The following is a 17,695-nucleotide window of genomic DNA, read 5'->3' on the forward strand; positions in this document are numbered from 1 at the left end:
CGACGCGCGCGGCGGAACGATCCCCTGCAAATCTCCCGACGGACGGATGGACCGACGCGCATGAAGACCCGGACCCAGTTCGACGCCGAACCCTCGCGGGCGTCCGCGGGCCCCCCGCCCCGCCTCGTGGGGACGGCCGACGCGGACGGGGCCGCGACCTCGTTCGACGACCGCTGGGCCGAGTACACCGGGCTGTCTCCGGCGGCCAGCCTGGGCGCCGGCTGGCTGGAGGCCGTCCATCCGCTCGATCGCGGCCCCCTCCTCCAGGCCTGGCGGACGGCCGCTGACGACGGGGCCGAGTTCGAGGCCGAGATCCGGCTCCGGCGCGGGGCCGACGGCGTTCATCGCCGCCACCGGGCCCGAGGGACCCCCGTCCGCGACGGGGCGGGGGCCGTCGCCCAGTGGGTCGTCGTCCTGAGCGAGATCGACGGCCCTCGTCGGGACGAGCGGCTCGAACGCATGGTCCGGGAGCGGACCGTCGAGCTGCGGCGGAGCAACGCCGAGCTGGAGCGGTTCGCGGCCGTCGCCGCGCACGACCTCCAGGAGCCGTTGCGGAAGATCGTGGCGTTCGGCGACCGCCTCGCCGCCCGTTCCGGCCCGACGCTCGACGCCCAGGGTCGCGACCACCTCGACCGGATCGCCGCCGCCGCCGGCCGCATGCGCGAGCTGGTAGACGGGCTCATGGAGCTTTCGCGGGTCGACGCGCGGGACCGTCCCCTCCCGGCCGTCGACCTGGGGGCCGTCGTCGCCGACGTCGTCGCGGATCTGGACGAGCTGGTCGCGAAGACCGGCGGCCGGGTCGAGGTCGGCCCCCTGCCGACGATCCGGGCCGACCGCACCCAGATGCGCCAGCTCTTCCAGAACCTGATCGGCAACGCGCTGAAGTTCCATCCCCCCGGTCGCGGTTCGCTCGTCCGCCTGTCGTCCCGGGTCGCGGACGACGGCGGGAATGCGACTTCCTGCTGGGTGCTGGAGGTGGCCGACGACGGGATCGGCTTCGACGAGGCCTACGGCGAGCGGATCTTCCAGCCCTTCGAACGGCTGAACGGCCGCGAGGCGTTCGAGGGCTCGGGCATGGGGCTGGCGATCTGTCGAAAGATCGTCGAACGTCATTCGGGTAGACTCACGGCGGTGAGCGCGCCGGGCGGGGGTTCCACGTTTCGGGTCGCGCTCCCCCTTGAACCTCCGACCCCGGGATCCCAATCTCATGATTCCCAAGCGAGAGCCGATCACGACGCCGACGAATGAAGACCGACGCGTCCGCCTCGGAGGTGGGGATGTCTGAGAAGCCGATCCGCCTGATGCTGATCGACGACGACGAGGAGGACTATCTCCTGACTCGCGACCTCCTTGAAGGCATCGCCGACATCGAGATCGAGCTCGACTGGCTCGCCGACGCCGACCGCGCCGTCGACGTGATCTGCGACGGGGGCTGCGACCTCTACCTGGTCGATTACAGCCTGGGGAGGATCGACGGGCTGGCCGTGATCCGCGAGGCCCTCGCGCGGGGCGCCTCGGCGCCGATGATCCTCCTGACCGGCCTCGACGAGCGCGCCATCGACCTCGACGCCATGCGCGCCGGCGCGGCCGACTTCCTGGAGAAATGGCGGCTCAACCCCACCCTCCTGGAGCGGTCGATCCGCTACAGCCTCCAGGAGAAACAGCACGCCGAGGAGCTGGAGCGCCGGGTCCAGGAGCGGACCACCGAGCTGGCCCGGGCCAACTCCGCCCTCCAGGCGCAGGTCGCCGAACGGGTCCGCGCCGAGGAGGCGCTCCGCACCGCCGACCGTCGCAAGGACGAATACCTCTCCACCCTGGCCCACGAGCTGCGCAACCCCCTGGTCCCGATCCGGAACGCCCTGGAGATCATGCGGCTGGCCGGCTCCGACCCGGCCGTCTTCGAGCCCAGCCGCGCCATGATCGAACGCCAGGTCAAGCACCTGATCCGGCTGATCGACGACCTCATGGTGGTGGCGCGGATCTCCCGAGGGATGATCAAGCTCAAGTATGAGTCCTCCTCGGCGGAACGCCTGACGGCGACCGCCGTGGAGAATCTCCAGCCGTTCCTGACCAAGCGTCGGCACGACTTCCAGGTCGACCTCGCCGAGGGCCTCCCCCCCCTGCGCGTCGATTCCGAGCGGCTGGTCCAGGTCCTTTACAACCTCCTGCACAACGCCGCCAAGTACACCCAGCCCGGCGGCCGGATCCGCCTGGGCGTGGAGCCCGAGGGCGACGGCGTCCTTTTCCGGGTCCGCGACGACGGGCCGGGCATCCCCCGGGACATGCTCCAGGCCGTCTTCGAGATCTTCTTCCAGGTCAAGCGGCCCGACGACGACGGCGTCGCCAGCGGCCTCGGCGTCGGGCTCTGGCTGGTCAAGCGGATCGTCGAGCTGCACGGCGGCCGGGTGGAAGCCCGGAGCGGGGCCGACGAGCGAGGGAGCGAGTTCCTCGCCTGGATCCCCGCGACCCCCCCCGACGCCGAAGAGTGACGGGTCCGGCATCGCGTTTGCACAGGTCGCATTCAGAGAATGACGAATGCCGATCCCAGCACGCGAGGAAGGTCCCCATGAGCACCCCCATGACGTCCCACGCCCCGGCCGGCTGGCTCGCGGCGATCAAGCACTTCTTCTGCCGGGTCTTCTCTCGGCCCGAGAATCGCGGCGCCTGCGACCGCATCGTGCCCGAGGAGGCGCGGCCGATCACGTCCGACGAGATCGTCGACGAGAGCTCCGAGGACTCGTTCCCCGCCAGCGACCCCCCGAGCTACACCGGCACGACCTCGTTCACCTGAGCCCGAGGCCCGACGCCCGAAAGGAGCCCGACATGGCGACCTGCGAGGTCTGCGGCAACGACTATGAGAACGCCATCACCGTGACGAAGGACGGCAAGGAGCACGTCTTCGACTGCTTCGAATGCGCGATCCACGCCCTGGCGCCCGCGTGCGCCCACTGCGGCTGCCGGGTGATCGGCCACGGCGTGTCGGAAGGGGGGGCGATCTACTGCTGCGACGCCTGCACCCGCCACGAGGCCTCTTCGCACCAGCATGCCGGATCCCGCTGATCGGCGGGCGGCACGAAACTTGCGGTCCTGGTCTCCCATGGCCTTCGGGCGTCGACGACGCCCGGCACTCCCCGGGACGGTCCCCGGGACGATCAGGCGAAGTCAACAAGGGGGATTCGACAGATGGCGGACGCGAGAACCCCGCTCGAGCGTGCCTTGACGCTCGCGGCGGTCAGCGGTTTGAGGGCCACGATGGGGCCGGCGCTGCTGGACTCCTCGAGGCGCGGCGGCGGCCGGCGGAGCGGCTGGGTGCTGGGGGCGCTGGGCGAGATGGCCGTCGACAAGCTCGGCCTGTTCACCCGGCGATATCGGCCGATGCTGATGGTCCCGCACGCCCTCGCCGGGGCCTACGCGGCCCGCGAGAGCCTGCGGCGGGACGGCGTCGAGGACGCCTCCGGCCCGATCATGGGAGCCGTGGTCGCCGCCGGCGTGGCGGGGGTCGCCCCCATCGCGCGGATGGCCCTGAACAAGGGCCTCGGCGTCAACGACGCGGTCCTCAGCATGGCCGAGGACTACCTCGCCCTGAAATTCGGCGGCGAGGCCGTCGGCCTCTCGATGGAGCAGCTCGGCGACGCGGCCAAGGACGCGCTCGGCGACCTCCGCGACAAGGTCGCCCCCGACCTTGAAATGCCCGCGATCCCCGGCATGGCTCCTTCCCCACCGCTCGCCGGCCGGGTCTGATCCCACGACCGCATCGCCCGAAACGCCCGGAGCCCCGCGCCATCGAAGCATGGCGCGGGGCTCTTTCATTTGTTATCGGGAGAAGGGATGAGTTCCTCCCGAGGGGGTCCCGTCCCCTGGGGCCGGTCCCTTGCCGAAGAGGAGGTAGAGGACCGGCAGAGCGAGCATGGTGAGCATCGTGTCGCAGGCCATGCCGAAGACGACGACGGTGGCGAGCGGCTTCTGGACCTCCGCGCCGATGCCGGTGGAGAGCATCATCGGCACGAACCCCAGGGCGGCGACCGTCCCGGTCATGAGCACGGGGCGGAGCCTCGCCAGCCGCGCGTCCTCGATGGCCGCCCGCTTCGGGAGGCCGCGGGCCATCCGGTCGCGGATGGCGCTGACCAGGATGAGCCCTTCGAGCATCGACGCCCCGGCCAGGGCGACGAAGCCGACCCCCGCCGAGATGGTGAACGGCAGGCCCATGACGTACAGCCCAAGGATCCCGCCCGCCCTCGCGAACAGGACGCCGCTGAAGATCATGAGGGCGTCCCGCACCGAGTGGAACGTCATGTAGAGCAGGCTCAGGATGAGCGCGAGGGCGAGCGGGACGACGATGTAGAGCCGCCGCTCGGCCCGCTCCAGATGCTCGAACTGGCCGCCCCATTCGATGGAGTAGCCCGTCGGCAGGCTTACCTCGCGGCCGATGCGGTCTCGCGCCTCGGCGACGAACGAGGCGATGTCGCGGCCCCGCACGTTCGTCTGCACGATGAGCCGACGCCGGCCCCAGTCCCTCTGGATCGTCGACGGCCCGACCGTCGGCTCGATCGTCGCCAGGCGGGTCAGCGGGAGCCTCTGGCCCGAAGCGGTCGTGATGAAGAGGTCTTCCAGGGCCTCCGGGTCGTCGCGGTATCGGAGCGGCAGCCGCACCACCAGGGGGAATCGCCTGTCCGGCTCGATGATCTCGCCGACGCCGATCCCCCCGATGGAGCGGATGACGTCGGTCACCGCCCGCGCCGGGACGCCGTATCGGGAGAGGGCCTCGTTGTCGACGTGGATGCGGAGCACGGGGAGACCCGTGACCTGCTCGACCGACGTGTCGGCGGCGCCCCGGATGCCCGTGACGAGTTTCTGGATCTCCTCCCCCTTAGCCTTCAAGGTCTCCAGGTCTTCGCCGTAGATCTTGATGCCGAGATCGGACCGGATGCCGGCCACCATCTCGTTGATTCGAAGCTCGATGGGCTGCGTGTAGACGGCCCGCATCCCGGGCAGGACCTTCGTCACCTCGGCCATCGCGGCGACGAGTCCATCCTGCGTCTTCGCCTTCGTCCAGCGCTCCCGAGGGGTGAGCGTGATGAAGACGTCCGAGACTTCCAGCCCCATCGGATCGGTGGCGACCTCGGCGGTTCCGGTCCTGGTCCAGACGTCCTGGATCTCGTCGGGGAAGTGCGATTTCAGGTAGTTCTCGATGCGAGTCCCGTAGCGGATCGACTCTTCCAGGCTCACGCTCGCGAGCCGGACGGTGTTCACGACGATCGAACCCTCGTTCAGCCTGGGCACGAATTCCGAGCCGAGCTGCAAGCCCATGACGGTCGAGAGGAGGGTGATCGCCCCGACCGTGAGGAGCGTCGCCCTGGGATGGTTCAGGCCCCAGCCGAGGATCGGCTGGAACACCCTGTGGGCCATGCGGTCCACCAACGTCGGCTTCTCCGACGTCCTTCGCCCCAGCCCGAGCGAGGCGAGCACCGGCATGAGCGTGAGCGAGAGGACGAGCGAGGCCGAGAGGGCGAAGACGACTGTGAGGGCCATCGGCCTGAAGAGCTTCCCCTCGATCCCTTCGAGCGTAAGGATGGGGAGATAGACGATCATGATGATGAGCTCGCCGAACATCGTCGGCCTCCTCACCTCGACCGCGGCGTCCCGGATCACGTCCAGTTTCGAGCGGTCCGAGCGGTCGCCCGCCAGCCGCTTCGCGCAGTTCTCGACCATGACGACCGAGCTGTCGACGACCAGGCCGAAGTCGATGGCGCCCAGGCTCATCAGGCTCCCCGCGACGCCCACTCGCTCCATCATCGTCACGGCGAAGAGCATCGAGAGCGGGATGGCGGACGCGACGATGAGCCCGGCCCGCAGGCTGCCGAGGAACGCGAAGAGGACGGCCACGACGAGGACCGCCCCTTCGACGAGGTTGCGCCCGACGGTCCTGAGCACCTGTTCGACGAGGTCGGTCCTCTTGTAGACCACGGCGACCTCGACGTCGGCCGGCAGCGACCTCTTCACGTCGTCCATCGCCGCGTCGAGGGCGTAGGCGACGTCTCGAGAGTTCTCGCCCATCCGCATGAAGGCGAGCCCGAGGACGGCCTCGCCCCGCCCTTCGGCGGTGACGGCCCCCCGGCGGATGGCGTGGCCCACTTCCACCTCGGCGACGTCGGAGATCCGGGTCGGGACCCCGTCCTGGGCCTTGATGACGATGGCGGCGATCTGCTCGACGGAGACGGTGCGAGCGACGCCCTGCACGAGGCTCGCCTCCCCGGAACGGACGACGTAGCCGCCGCCGACGTTCTGGTTGTTGTCCCGGAGGGCCTGCATCAGGTCGTCGAGCGTGAGTCCGTGACGCGCGAGCTTCATCGGGTCGGCCTGCACCTCGTACTGCTTCTCGTAGCCCCCCCAGGCGTTGATCTCGGCGACACCGGGCACGCGGAGCAGCCGGGGCCGGATGACCCAGTCCTGGAGCGTGCGCAGCTCGGTCGAATCAAGCTCGGGGTTCTTGCTGGTGAGGAGGTAGTGGTAGACCTCGCCGAGTCCGGTGGCGACCGGCCCCATCCTCGGCCGCGCCACCCCATCGGGGATCTCCACCTCGCCGAGCCGCTCGTTGACCTGCTGCCTCGCGAAATAGACGTCTGTGTCGTCCGAGAAGATGGCGACGACCTGGGAGAAGCCGAACTTCGAGACCGAGCGTAGCTCCTCTAGACCCTTGAGACCTCCCATCGCGTATTCGACGGGGAACGTGATGAGCCGCTCCACCTCGTCGGGCGAAAGTTCGGGGGCGGTTGTGTTGATCTGGACCTGGATCGGCGTCGTGTCCGGGAAGGCGTCGAGCGGCAGCCGGACCGCCGAGCGGACGCCGACGACGACGAGCAGGGCCGCCGCGAGGAGGACGACGAATCGGTTCCTGAGGCTGGCGTCGATGAGGGCGTTGAGCATGGATCGGCTCCTGAGGGCAGGGGGGGGCTGCGGCTACTCGCAGCAACCGGCCCCGATGGAGCCTTTCATGATCTCGGTCTTGAGGAGGAACGAGCCGTCGGTCACGACCTCCTGGCCGGATTTCAGCCCCCAGGTCACCTCGAGGACGTCGCTCCGGTGGATCGGCCGGGACTTGATCCGCTGCGGCCGGAAGGAGGAGCCCCCCTGCGTGAGGAAGACGATGTCGGCGCCTTCGTAGCGCTGGACGGCGGCCTTCGCGACCGTGAGGGCCTCGTGGGCGTCGTCGACCCGAATTCGGACCTTGCCGTACTGGCCGGACCTGAGCTTGCCGTCGGGGTTGGGCAGTTCGGCCCGCACCTTCGTCGTCCGGGTCCTCTCGTCGACCCCGGCCCCGACCCAGGTGATCCGGCCGGCGTGGGTCGTCGCGTCGCTTGGCGAGGAGAGCCCGGAGACCACGAACGAGACCGCTTGCCCCTCGCGGATCTCGGCGACGTCCCGTTCGTAGACGTCGATCCAGAGCCAGATAATCGACGTGTCGGCGACGGTGAAGATGCTCGTCGCGGGCTCGACGGCCTCGCCGTTCACGGCGTGCCGCAGGATGACCGTCCCGTCGATGGGGCTGCGGATCTCCAGCGGCGGCTTCGCGTCGTTGGTGCGGAGGACGGCCCGCAGCGCGTCGTCGTCGAACTGGAAGTTCCGGAGCCGTTGCTCGACGTCCAGCAGGTTCGCCTTCGCCTGATTCAAGGCGGTCCTCGCCATGACCTCCGGCCGCGACCCGACCACGCCCTCGGCGACGAGCGTCCCGGTGCGGCCGAGGGCGTCCTCCGCGAGCTTGAGGGCCGCGTCCGCCGCGATGTACTGAGCCTTGGCCGTGCTCACTTCGGATGAATCGACGATCGCGAGGACTTCCCCCGCCTTGACCTTCCGGCCCAGGTCGACGCGGGCCTCGCGGACGTAGCCGCGCGCCCTCGGGGTGATCTCGGCGAAGCGATTGGCGTTGTAGGCGGTCTCCGCGTTCGCGGTCAATTCGTGGGCGTGCTCGTCCGGCTCGACCGACGCCGTGCCCAGGCCGACGTCCTTGACCAGCTGGGTCGAGGCCAGGCGGACCATCGGGAGCAGCTTGCAGTACTCGACCAGGCCGTCCGGCCCCTTCTCGCCGAACTCCTTACACCAGCCGTCGTCGATGAGTTCGAGGCCGGCCGAAGCCGACGTCCCATCCTTGAAATTCTCCGGGTGGCATTTCGGGCAGAAATGGGCCGGCAGCCCGTGGTCGCACGGCTTGACGTCGTACTTCTTCGCAAGCTCCGGGTGGCAGAGCGTACAGACGTCCTCGGGGATGCTCCCGTGCTCCGCGCAGAGCAGGAGCTTCTCCTTCAATTCCGGATGGCAGAGCGTGCAGAACTTCTCCGGAACGCCGTGCTCGTCGCAGAAGAGGCCGTACCCAGGCTGGGCCGAGGCCGCTCCGGGTCTCGGGAGCCAGTCCGGCCGGAGATACGAAACACCGGCGACGACGGCCGCCCCGATGCCGAGGGCGACGACCGCCCCGACGAGAATCTTTCTCATGGTCCATCCCCATTCGCTGTTCGAGAGTTCGAAACGAGCCCGCAGTACCGCGCGTGGACGCGCAGGTTCTTCCTCGCCCGCGCCGCGAGACGGCGCGAGCGGACGAGCGGCGTGGATCGCCGCGTCGCGGACCTTCGAGGCGGGGCCGCCTCAGTGGTCCGGAGTCTTGATGGGCGGGCTCAACAGCGGAAGTTCTGGAGCATGAGATGCGCCCGGCGCGGTCCGCCCGTGGGGCTTCCCGGCGTCGCGCCGAAAGCGGGCGTCGGCCGCCCCCAGAGGGCGGCGAGGATGTAGGCGGCGGGGGACGAGAGCGGCGACCATTCGCCCGGCCCCGTCTCGGAATCGAGCTGCGAGTCGGGGCCTCGGACGGCCCCGGCGCAAATGCAACTCGTCGCGTCGTTCTGGACCGGCCCGGGCGTCTGGCGGTCGTCCGACCCTTCGGTCCCCTCACACTGGGACGCGCAGCAACCGACCAGGTCCGCCCGACAGAGCTGGGGGCAGGCCAGGAGCAAGGCGGCCAGCATCAATGACAGGAACGATTTCACGGACACCCCTGACGCCTCGATCGGGAAGGTCACCTTTCAACCATATCGGCGCACCGACCGGAAGGAAAGGACGATTCCGCCCCGATCAAGCCCGCGATTCGCCATCCGCGACGGTCGAAGGGGTTCCGACCAGCCTTCAGACCAGACAGCGCCTTTTCAAGTCGATGGGGACGCCGTCGAGGTCGCTTCACCGGCAGCCGATTCAGGCCGGAAATTCGGCGCATCTTCGGTTGCGAAAACATAATCGCCATTATCGGACCCAGGCGACGAGCCCTCCGTTGAGGGAAAGTCCGCGGACCTTGGGCCTTCACCCGCCGCAACGATATGGCGGTCGTCTTCTCGATCGCGACGTACGAGGAGAATGACCTGATGATGTGGGTCTCCGGACGATCGCGTTCGGCGTCCGACCTCCTTCATCTCCATCCGATCGTTGCGGTCCGGCCGCCGAAGAGACCGCCTCTCGGGCGGCGGAATTTTCGCTCGGGAATGGACATGAATTGTCCGTCGGATTTTAAAGGCCGTCCGAACGCGTTGCGTAACGCTTAGTCCAGTCGAGACTTAGCGATTGTTCTTGAGTTGGCTCGGACGTTGCTATCGAGGGGGCGGTCGCGTCGTATTGAAGATGGTCAACTGGCCGTCGGCTCTCAACGGAGCCCGGTTCGGTCAAGGAACGAATGCCCACCATGACCCGCCTCCGCATCAATGACCGAAACCGTCGCCGCGGCTTCACCCTGATCGAACTCTTGGTGGTCGTCGCCATCATCGCCGTGCTCATCGCGATGCTCTTGCCCGCCGTGCAGTCGGCGCGCGAGGCCGCCCGAAGGATGCAGTGCGTCAACAATCTGAAGCAGATCGCCCTGGCGGCGCACAATTATCACGACGTCAACAATTGCTTCCCCTCGGCGAGGCCCTCTTCCTCCCCGCAGCACGGCCACATGGTCTCGCTCCTGGCGTTCCTGGAGCAAGGCGTCCTGACCAACGCGTTCAACGTCGCGCTCTCGGGCGGGTTCGCCGACCCGGGGAACCAGACGGTGGCGAACACCAACCTGTCGGTCCTGCTGTGCCCGTCGAATCCCAACCAGCAGACCATCCGTCTGCGCAAGTCCAGTTCGACCGGGAAGGCGTATGGGGCGTATATCACCGACGCCGAAGGGACTTTCATGACGGGCTGGGTCTGCGATTACTGGGTCAATCACGCCATCAGCGCGTCGACCATCGCTCTGCTCAGCCCCGGCGCGACGGCTCCCGACCCGATCCTCAAGGGGACCGCGCCGAGGATGGCGATGGTCACCGACGGCCTCTCCAACACCACGCTGTTCCTCGAACACGCGGGCTATGACAAGCACTACGTCAAGGGGGTGGGCTGGCCGATGCCGGACACAGATCTCACCCTCGACCAGCCCGGGGCCTGGGGGGCGTGGCTGGGTTGGTGCGCGTTCATGGTCCAGGGGTACTCCAACTCTCCCCCGCCGACCAATTCGGGCACCCCCGCCGGGACCGCCTGTGCGATCAACTGCAACAACTCGCAGGGGGTCTTCGGCTTCCATCCCACGGGGGCCAACGTCGCCATGGCCGACGGCGGCGTCCGGATGCTCTCGACGAGCATGACGGTCGCCAACCTGATGGCCATGGTCAGCCGCAACGGCGGGGAGATCGTCCAGGAATGACTGGGACTCCGCCGTCGACGTCCCGGCCGCGGCTGCGCCTCGCGGCGACGTCCGTGACCGCCGCAGTGCTGATCGCGACCGTCGGTTGCGGCGGGCCTGAGCCGTGCGTCGTCTCGGGCCGGGTGCTCGTCGATGACCGCCCGGCCGAGGGCGTCTATGTCGTCTTTCATACCGCCGGTGATTCGACCGGGCTGGCCGATTCCGGCTCGGCGCGATCGGTCGAAGGGGGCTTGTTCACGGCCGTCGTCAGTACGCCGGGCGAGTCGAAAGTCACCGCGTTCTGGCCGGCCGTGACGGTCGAGGGTCAGGACGTCGTCGAGGGGGCCGACCGCTTCGGCGGCGTCCATCGGGACCCGCGACGTCCAGTCGCGACGGTGACGATTCGCCAAGGGGAGAACGTCCTGGAGCCGTTCTCGCTGGCGTCTCCTCCGACCGGGAAGACGCGCGGCCGCGGCCGCCGTTGAGTCGCCGATCGCCGTCGCTCCGTCGGTCGTTCGAGTCCACCACTCTCGCCGATTCACCCATCGAGATTAGATCATGTTGAGAGACTTGACGCGTCGTGGTTTGGCCGCCCTGGCGGTCGTGTGCTGGGCCGGATCGTCGGGCTTCGCGGCCGAGCCTCTCCTGGTCCGATCCGCACGATCGGGCGCCTGGTCCGCGAAGGAGACCTGGGAGCAGGGCCGCACGCCCGGGGCCGGCGACCGGGTCGTCGTCCGGGCCGGTCACCACGTCGACTACGACGTGGTTTCCGAGGAGGTCGTCCGCCTGGTCCAGATCGCAGGGACGTTGGAGTTCGCCAGGGATCGGGACACCCGGCTGGAGGCCGGGCTCATCACCATCACGACGTCCGAGGAGCCGTCGGAGGACGGGTTCGACTGCCACGCGGCGATGAAGGACATGGGCGCGATGCAAGACGCCTCCCGGCCCGCGCTCCTCGTAGGTCGGCCCGGAGCCCCGGTCGGCGCGGGGTTTTCGGCCTTGATCCGGCTGCATTACATCGAGGGGATGGACAGGCTCTCGTGCCCGGCCATCGTCTGCTGCGGCGGTCGGATGGAGTTTCACGGCCAGCCGATGCCGCACACCTGGTTGAAGATCCGCCAGACGGCGGACGCCGGCGCCTCGACTCTTCACGTCGACGAGTGGGCCGGCGGTTGGAAGCAGGGGGACCACGTCATCGTCACCGGCACCCGCCGCCAGCGCGACGGCCGCGGGGTCGGCGGCGATTTTCTCGCGGGCGCCCAGACCGAGGAGCGCCGGATCGTCGGCGTCTCGCCCCGAGACTTCTCCGGCGGTTACCCGGTGAAGCTCGACCGGCCGCTGGCCTTCTCCCACTTCGCCGAGGGGAACTTCCGCGCCGAGGTCGCCAACCTCACGCGCAACGTCGTGGTGGAATCGGCCGAGCCCGCCGGCGTCCGCGGGCACACGATGTACCATCGGAAGTCGGCCGGGTCGATCAGCTACGCCGAGTTCCGTCACCTGGGCAAGCTCCATGAGAAGGGCCGCTACAGCATCCACTTCCACCTCGCCGGCGAGACCATGCGAGGCAGTTCGGTGATCGGAGCGTCGATCTGGGACAGCCACAACCGCTGGATCACGATCCACGGCACCGACGCCCTGGTGGTGCGCGACGTCGTCGGCTACAAGAGCGTCGGCCACGGCTTCTTCCTGGAGAGCGGCTCGGAGGTCAACAACATCCTGGACCACAACCTGGCGGCGCTCGTCCTGCCCGGCAAGACGCAGAATGAACAGGAAGTCCCCTTCGACCCCAACCGCGGCGCCGGCTTCTGGTGGGCCAACAGCCAGAACAGCTTCACCCGCAACGTGGCCGCCGAGTGCGCGGAATACGGCTACCGCTTCGATGTGAAGAAGACCGAGGACTACAACCCGGTCCGCCAGATCCGCCAGCCCGACGGGACCCTCGCGCCGAAGGACGTCCGCATCCTGCCGTTCGTCCGATTCGAGGACAATGAAGCGCACACCATGAAGTTCTTCTGCCTGAACCTGCGCGGGGTCACCAGGCCGGACCGGGGTTTGGACTTCTACAGCCAGAACGAGAGCCTGTCGCGCGAGGCGGTCGAGGCGAGGCCCGAGCCGGGGCGCCCCTTCTGGATCCGCAACTTCCGCGGCTGGGAGGCCAACTGGGCCACCCACCTGGGGACGACCGGCGTCTTCATCGACGGCCTGGACGTCTTCCGCTCCGACGTGGCCGTCTGGCGCTCCATCATGGACGGCTCCGGGTTCCGCCGGATGACCACGAAGGACATGCGCGTGAACGACATCCACAATCCAATGAGCTCCGGCTACGCGCCGACGAGGGAGGAGTCCGAGAGAGGGGCCTTCCGCGGGCTCTCAAGCTTCAAGGACGACATGCCGCCGACCACGGTGATCACGTCGGCCGTGCGGGAGGGGAACCTCGTCCGCGTCCGGGGATCAGTCGCCGATTCGAGCGATATCAAACGGGTGCTGGTCAACGGCCGCGAGGCGACCTCCACCCGCGGCAGCTTCGCCGAGTGGGAAGCGGTCCTCGAAGCGCCCTCCGGCGCGGCTCTCGAGGTCAGCGCCGGCGCCGAGGACGTCCAGGGCCACGTCGAGCCCAGGCCGCACGTCGTCGACGTCGAGCCTGCCGGCCTGTAAGAGTCTGTCCCGGAAGTGTGCCTCGGTCCGATCGACGGCCTTCCCCCCTTGCGGGGGAAGGTGGCCCGAAGGGCCGGATGAGGGGGGGACGAGCACGGAAGCCGTCGGCGTTTTCGAAAGGCCGGACTGCGAATCCCGACGCTCGACTTGCTCGTCCCCCCCTCATCTGACGCCTTCGGCGTCTGTCTTCCCCCGCCGGGGGGGAGACCGTTCCAGCTCGCCTTTCCCCCCTATATGGGACAGGCTCCAAGCCGACGAACCGGTAAGCCTCACACTTCGATCATGTGGCGACCTCGCGCCGAGGGGGACGAATACGCCGCCCCCTCGGCACCGCTTCGGCGTCGCGGCCGCCTTCCGGCCATCGTCGGCGAACGTTTTTGATGACGGCCGTCCGCAGGAGCCCCTAGCCTCCGTTCCGGTACTGGAATTGAGGAGCGATCCGCCCTGTGCTATAGTCGTCCCCTGGTTTCCACGCCCGACGACTTCCTGGCCAGTTGAAAACACTCTCGATGATCCCGTCCTCCCGCTCATCTCGCCCCACGCCGCCTTGAGCCGCCCGCAATCGGGTGTGACTGCGGCTTCGTCGATGCTCTTCGCCCACGCCGGCTGAGAGTCCGTATCGACCCGCCCCATAGCTCGGGATCCTCCCCTTCCTCGGCTCATCGAGGTTGCGGCGGCGATCCGTCGCTTTGTCGATCAGAACGTCAGATCCAGTGAGCCAAGCCCTGCGTCGGGGTTCCGTCCCGACTCCGTGCACATGGAAAGAATGTCTATGCAGCGAATCCAATCCGAGTGGTTCTCCAACATCAAGGGAGACCTGCTCGCCGGGACCGTCGTGGCCCTGGCCCTCATCCCCGAGGCCATCGCCTTCTCCATCATCGCCGGTGTGGACCCGAAGGTCGGGCTCTACGCGTCATTCTGCATCGCGGTCGTGGCGGCGTTCTTCGGCGGCAGGCCGGGGATGATTTCCGCCGCCACGGGGGCGATGGCCCTCGTGATGGTCAGCCTGGTCAAGACGCACGGCCTGGAGTATCTCCTGGCCGCCACCATCCTCACCGGCGTGCTCCAGATCCTGGCCGGGCTCTTCAAGCTCGGGGCGCTCATCCGGTTCGTGTCGCGGTCGGTGGTCACGGGATTCGTCAACGCGCTGGCGATCCTCATCTTCTGGGCCCAGGTGCCCGAGCTGGTCGGCGGCACCTGGCACGTCTATCCGATGGTGGCCGCCGGGTTGGCGATCATTTATCTGCTGCCGCGAGTGACGAAGACCGTCCCCTCCGCGCTCGTCTGCATCATCGCCCTGACCATCGTGGCGATGGTGACCAAGATGCCGCTCCGGACGGTGGGCGACATGGGCCGACTTCCCTCGGATTTCCCGGCCTTCCTGCTCCCGAACGTCCCGCTGACCTGGGAGACGTTGAGGATCATCCTCCCCTACTCGTGCACGCTGGCGGTGGTCGGCCTGCTCGAATCGATGATGACCGCCACCATCGTCGACGACATGACCGACACCCACAGCGACAAGAATCGCGAATGCGCCGGGCAGGGCGTCGGCAACATCGTCGCCGGACTCTTCGGCGGGATGGCGGGCTGTGCGATGATCGGCCAGTCGGTCATCAACATCAAGTCGGGCGGCCGGACCCGGCTCTCGACGCTCTTCGCGGGCCTGTTCCTGCTCTTCCTCATCCTGGTCCTGAGCGATTGGGTGCGACGGATTCCGATGGCCGCCCTGGTGGCGGTGATGACGATGGTCTCCATCGGCACCTTCAATTGGGCCTCGCTCAAGAATCTCGTCGTCCACCCGAAAAGTTCCAGCTTCGTCATGCTGGCGACGGTGGTCGTGACGGTGGCGACCGGCGACCTGGCCAGGGGGGTCCTGGTCGGCGTCCTCCTGAGCACGCTCTTCTTCGCCATGAAGGTCGAGCGAATCGTGCACGTCCGGCCCGAGCTGGTCGACGGCGGCAAGAAGTGCGTCTACCACGTGAGCGGGCAGCTCTTCTTCGTCTCCTCGCACGCGTTCATCCGCGGCTTCGACTTCACTCAGGACGTCGAGCGCGTCGAGATCGAGTTCACCCACGCCCACTTCTGGGACATCTCGGCGATTTCGGCCCTCGACAAGGTCGTCTTGAAGTTCCGTCGCAAGGGGGTCGAGGTCGAGCTGGTCGGCCTGAACGAGGCCAGCTCGACGATGATCGACCGCCACGGCGACCACGACGGGCCCGAGGCCCTGGAGCTGACCGCAAGCCACTGACCAACGACCCCTGAACTTCCCCTCTCCTCGACTGGAAGTCGTCCCGGCGTCACGGCCCTCCGCAGGACGGCCGTGACGCCCATCCCCCGAACATCAAGGGCGTTCCGTCCGGTGGGTGGACGGGGCGGTGGGCTCCTTCACGAATCCGATGGACCTCGGGTCGGATTCGCGATAGCATCAAATTGAATGCAAATTCAGTGCAAGGAGCCCGGCCCATGCTCGACCTCACCAACGACATCGACTCCCTCTCGGAGTTCAAGCGGCGCACGCCCGAGTTCATCAGGCGGCTCAAGGCCGAGGGCCGCCCGGTCGTCCTCACCGTCAACGGCAAGGCCGAGGTGGTCGTGCAGGACGCGGCCTCTTACCAGAGGCTCGTCGAGATCGCCGAACGGGTCGAGCGGATGGACGCCCTGCGGGCTTCGCTCGAGGACATGAAGGCGGGCCGCGTCTCCCCGGCCGAGGACATGCTCGCCGAGATGAGGCGGATCCTCGACGCGAAGAAGGCCCGATGACGTACCGGGTCGTCGTCACCGCACGGGCGCGGGTCGACGCCCTGGAGGCGTTCCTCTGGCTCGCCGAACGGTCGCCCGATGCGGCCGAACGCTGGCGTCTCGCCTTGCAGGAAGCCATCGAAGGGCTGTCGACGATGCCCGAGCGGCATCCCGTGGCCGAGGAGGAATCCGAACGTCTCGGCGTCGCCCTCAGGTAGATGCTCTACGGACGCCGTCGCGGCACTTATCGCCTGCTCTTCTCCATCCAGGACGACGTCGTGACGCTCCACTACGTCCGCCACGCCTCCCGAGGGCCGATCGAGCCCTGACCTTCGTCGGAAGCGACGGCGGTGCGGGCCGGGGCTCGGCGTGCAGTCGGCGCGAGCCCCGCGCGAGGTTCAGGCGGTGCCCTCGGCGATCGGGACGCCGTTGGGCTCCGCGCCGTCGTGGGATGGGGTCGGCCTGCTGCGGGGGGCGCCGTCGCGCTTCAGGATCTGCGCCATCTGGATGGCGAGGGCGTGGAATTCCCGGGGGTTGGAGGGGGCCGCGACGAGGTGGACGTTCTCGTCGGAGCGCGACGCGGTCGGGTCGACGGGCATGCAGACCTGGTGGTTGCGGATGTTGTGCACGCCGTACAGGACCTCCACCTCCCACTTGCCGCTGGTCTCGACTTCCTGGCGGAGGCCGAACGCCGTCTGGGCGGCGTTGATGCAGACGGCCGACTCGATCAGGGCCTCGCGATATCCGGGCTCGTCGCGGGCGTTGGGCCCCCAGACCTCCTTGAAGCCGTTGGCCGCCTCGCGGACCGCGACGAAGATGCTCTGGGTGAGGGAGCGGAGCACCGGCGAGACCGATTTCGACCAGAACCGCAGCGGTCGGAGATAGGAGTCGACCGCGGCCGTGACGGCCCCGCAGCCGCTGTGGCCCAGCACCACGACGACGCGGATGCTCTCGCTCAGGTTCACCAGCGCGTAGTCGACGCTCGCCTGGCAGACGTCGCCCATCACGTTGCCGGCCACCCGGATCACGAACAGGTCGTTGAACCCCTGGCCGAACAGCATCTCGGTCGGCACCCGGGCGTCCGAACAACCGACCACCACCGCGAACGGCGACTGCCTGGGCATCTCGCCGTACGTCCTCGGCATCCCCATCTCCAGGCCGTTGCACGACACGATGTAGCGCGGCTCGCCCGGGGACGGGGTCCGCGTCCGGCAGCTCTCCATCCAGTGGGAGAACATCCGATTCCCATCCTCGAGCACGCGGCGGGCTGCCTCCGCGTCGGGAGGCACGGGCTTGGCCGAAGGATTGTCCGCGTCGAATCGGTAGATGTAATCGATCGTATTCATGTAAGCCCCTGCCGACATCCCAGAACGTCCCCGCGCGTGGTCGACGTCGCGCGGTATAATTAAAGGATACTCATTAGGGGCCCGGGGGTCTCCCTCGCGTTTCGCGAATTTCGGGCCCGGCGCGGGCTCGCGTTCAGGCCCGGGGTCGAGAGGACGCGGGCCTTCCGCCCGCGCCGGGGACGGCTCCCCGGACCGCCCGTCCTCGGACGGGGGCGGGCGATCGGGACGCGCATGAAGAAGCCCCCGGCTCTCCGTAGCCCGGGGGCGAACCTACCCG

At 68.4% G+C, this 17,695-nt stretch carries 15 protein-coding genes; 11 read left to right on the forward strand and 4 right to left on the reverse strand.

The annotated features are described in order from the left end of the window. Window positions 1–60 precede the first annotated feature (60 nt). The 5 genes from VT85_RS25450 (at window position 61) to VT85_RS25470 (ending at window position 3,741) form a co-directional block, all read left to right on the forward strand. Window positions 61–1,248 carry a PAS domain-containing sensor histidine kinase gene (locus VT85_RS25450; protein ID WP_068422727.1) on the forward strand — a complete coding sequence of 396 codons (1,188 nt, stop codon included), beginning with the start codon at window positions 61–63 and terminating at the stop codon, window positions 1,246–1,248. After that, window positions 1,245–2,489 (forward strand): hybrid sensor histidine kinase/response regulator, encoded by a 1,245-nt coding sequence (locus tag VT85_RS29815; protein ID WP_068422730.1) that lies wholly within the window; start codon window positions 1,245–1,247, stop codon window positions 2,487–2,489. Before VT85_RS25450 ends, VT85_RS29815 begins: the two co-directional genes overlap by 4 nt. A gap of 77 nt (window positions 2,490–2,566) precedes the next feature. Then, window positions 2,567–2,791 carry a hypothetical protein gene (locus VT85_RS25460; RefSeq protein ID WP_068422733.1) on the forward strand — a complete coding sequence of 75 codons (225 nt, stop codon included), beginning with the start codon at window positions 2,567–2,569 and terminating at the stop codon, window positions 2,789–2,791. 32 nt (window positions 2,792–2,823) lie between these two features. Beyond that, window positions 2,824–3,060 (forward strand): hypothetical protein, encoded by a 237-nt coding sequence (locus tag VT85_RS25465; RefSeq protein WP_068422736.1) that lies wholly within the window; start codon window positions 2,824–2,826, stop codon window positions 3,058–3,060. 123 nt (window positions 3,061–3,183) lie between these two features. Next, window positions 3,184–3,741, forward strand: a complete 558-nt coding sequence (locus VT85_RS25470; RefSeq protein WP_068422739.1) for a hypothetical protein — start codon at window positions 3,184–3,186, stop codon at window positions 3,739–3,741. Window positions 3,742–3,813: 72 nt separating this feature from the next. Here VT85_RS25470 and VT85_RS25475 read toward each other — a convergent pair whose 3' ends face one another. The 3 genes from VT85_RS25475 to VT85_RS25485 all read right to left on the reverse strand — a co-directional run bounded on the left by VT85_RS25475 (window position 3,814) and on the right by VT85_RS25485 (window position 9,038). Next, window positions 3,814–6,924: an efflux RND transporter permease subunit gene (locus tag VT85_RS25475; RefSeq protein ID WP_068422742.1), complete on the reverse strand. Its 3,111-nt coding sequence runs from the start codon at window positions 6,922–6,924 to the stop codon at window positions 3,814–3,816. 33 nt (window positions 6,925–6,957) lie between these two features. Then, a complete protein-coding gene (locus tag VT85_RS25480; protein WP_068422744.1) occupies window positions 6,958–8,487 on the reverse strand; it encodes an efflux RND transporter periplasmic adaptor subunit in 1,530 nt (509 codons plus the stop codon). A gap of 179 nt (window positions 8,488–8,666) precedes the next feature. Next, on the reverse strand, window positions 8,667–9,038 hold the full coding sequence (locus VT85_RS25485; RefSeq protein WP_156513199.1) for a hypothetical protein: 372 nt from the start codon (window positions 9,036–9,038) through the stop codon (window positions 8,667–8,669). Window positions 9,039–9,706: 668 nt separating this feature from the next. On the opposite strand from VT85_RS25485, the gene VT85_RS25490 reads away from it, so the two are divergent. The 6 genes from VT85_RS25490 (at window position 9,707) to VT85_RS25515 (ending at window position 16,290) form a co-directional block, all read left to right on the forward strand. After that, complete coding sequence (locus tag VT85_RS25490) at window positions 9,707–10,699, forward strand: DUF1559 domain-containing protein (RefSeq protein WP_231871558.1); 993 nt, start codon at window positions 9,707–9,709, stop codon at window positions 10,697–10,699. 53 nt (window positions 10,700–10,752) lie between these two features. Further along, the gene (locus VT85_RS25495) at window positions 10,753–11,163 is read left to right on the forward strand and encodes a hypothetical protein (RefSeq protein ID WP_156513200.1); all 411 of its coding nucleotides are present in this window, start codon (window positions 10,753–10,755) and stop codon (window positions 11,161–11,163) included. Between the two features lie 73 nt (window positions 11,164–11,236). Continuing rightward, a complete protein-coding gene (locus VT85_RS25500) occupies window positions 11,237–13,333 on the forward strand; it encodes a G8 domain-containing protein (protein ID WP_068422758.1) in 2,097 nt (698 codons plus the stop codon). Window positions 13,334–14,099: 766 nt separating this feature from the next. Continuing rightward, on the forward strand, window positions 14,100–15,581 hold the full coding sequence (locus VT85_RS25505) for a SulP family inorganic anion transporter (RefSeq protein WP_231871559.1): 1,482 nt from the start codon (window positions 14,100–14,102) through the stop codon (window positions 15,579–15,581). 215 nt (window positions 15,582–15,796) lie between these two features. Continuing rightward, entirely contained in the window at window positions 15,797–16,093 is a 297-nt protein-coding gene (locus tag VT85_RS25510; RefSeq protein WP_068422763.1) for a type II toxin-antitoxin system Phd/YefM family antitoxin, read from the forward strand. After that, window positions 16,090–16,290: a type II toxin-antitoxin system RelE/ParE family toxin gene (locus VT85_RS25515; protein ID WP_068422768.1), complete on the forward strand. Its 201-nt coding sequence runs from the start codon at window positions 16,090–16,092 to the stop codon at window positions 16,288–16,290. The genes VT85_RS25510 and VT85_RS25515 overlap by 4 nt, the downstream gene beginning before the upstream one ends. A gap of 180 nt (window positions 16,291–16,470) precedes the next feature. Here the strand turns inward: VT85_RS25515 and VT85_RS25520 are convergent, their stop codons facing one another. Further along, window positions 16,471–17,418 (reverse strand): carbonic anhydrase, encoded by a 948-nt coding sequence (locus tag VT85_RS25520; protein ID WP_082859060.1) that lies wholly within the window; start codon window positions 17,416–17,418, stop codon window positions 16,471–16,473. Between the last annotated feature and the right edge of the window lie 277 nt (window positions 17,419–17,695).

The sequence above is a fragment of the Planctomyces sp. SH-PL62 genome (genome assembly GCF_001610895.1).
Classification (GTDB): domain Bacteria; phylum Planctomycetota; class Planctomycetia; order Isosphaerales; family Isosphaeraceae; genus Paludisphaera.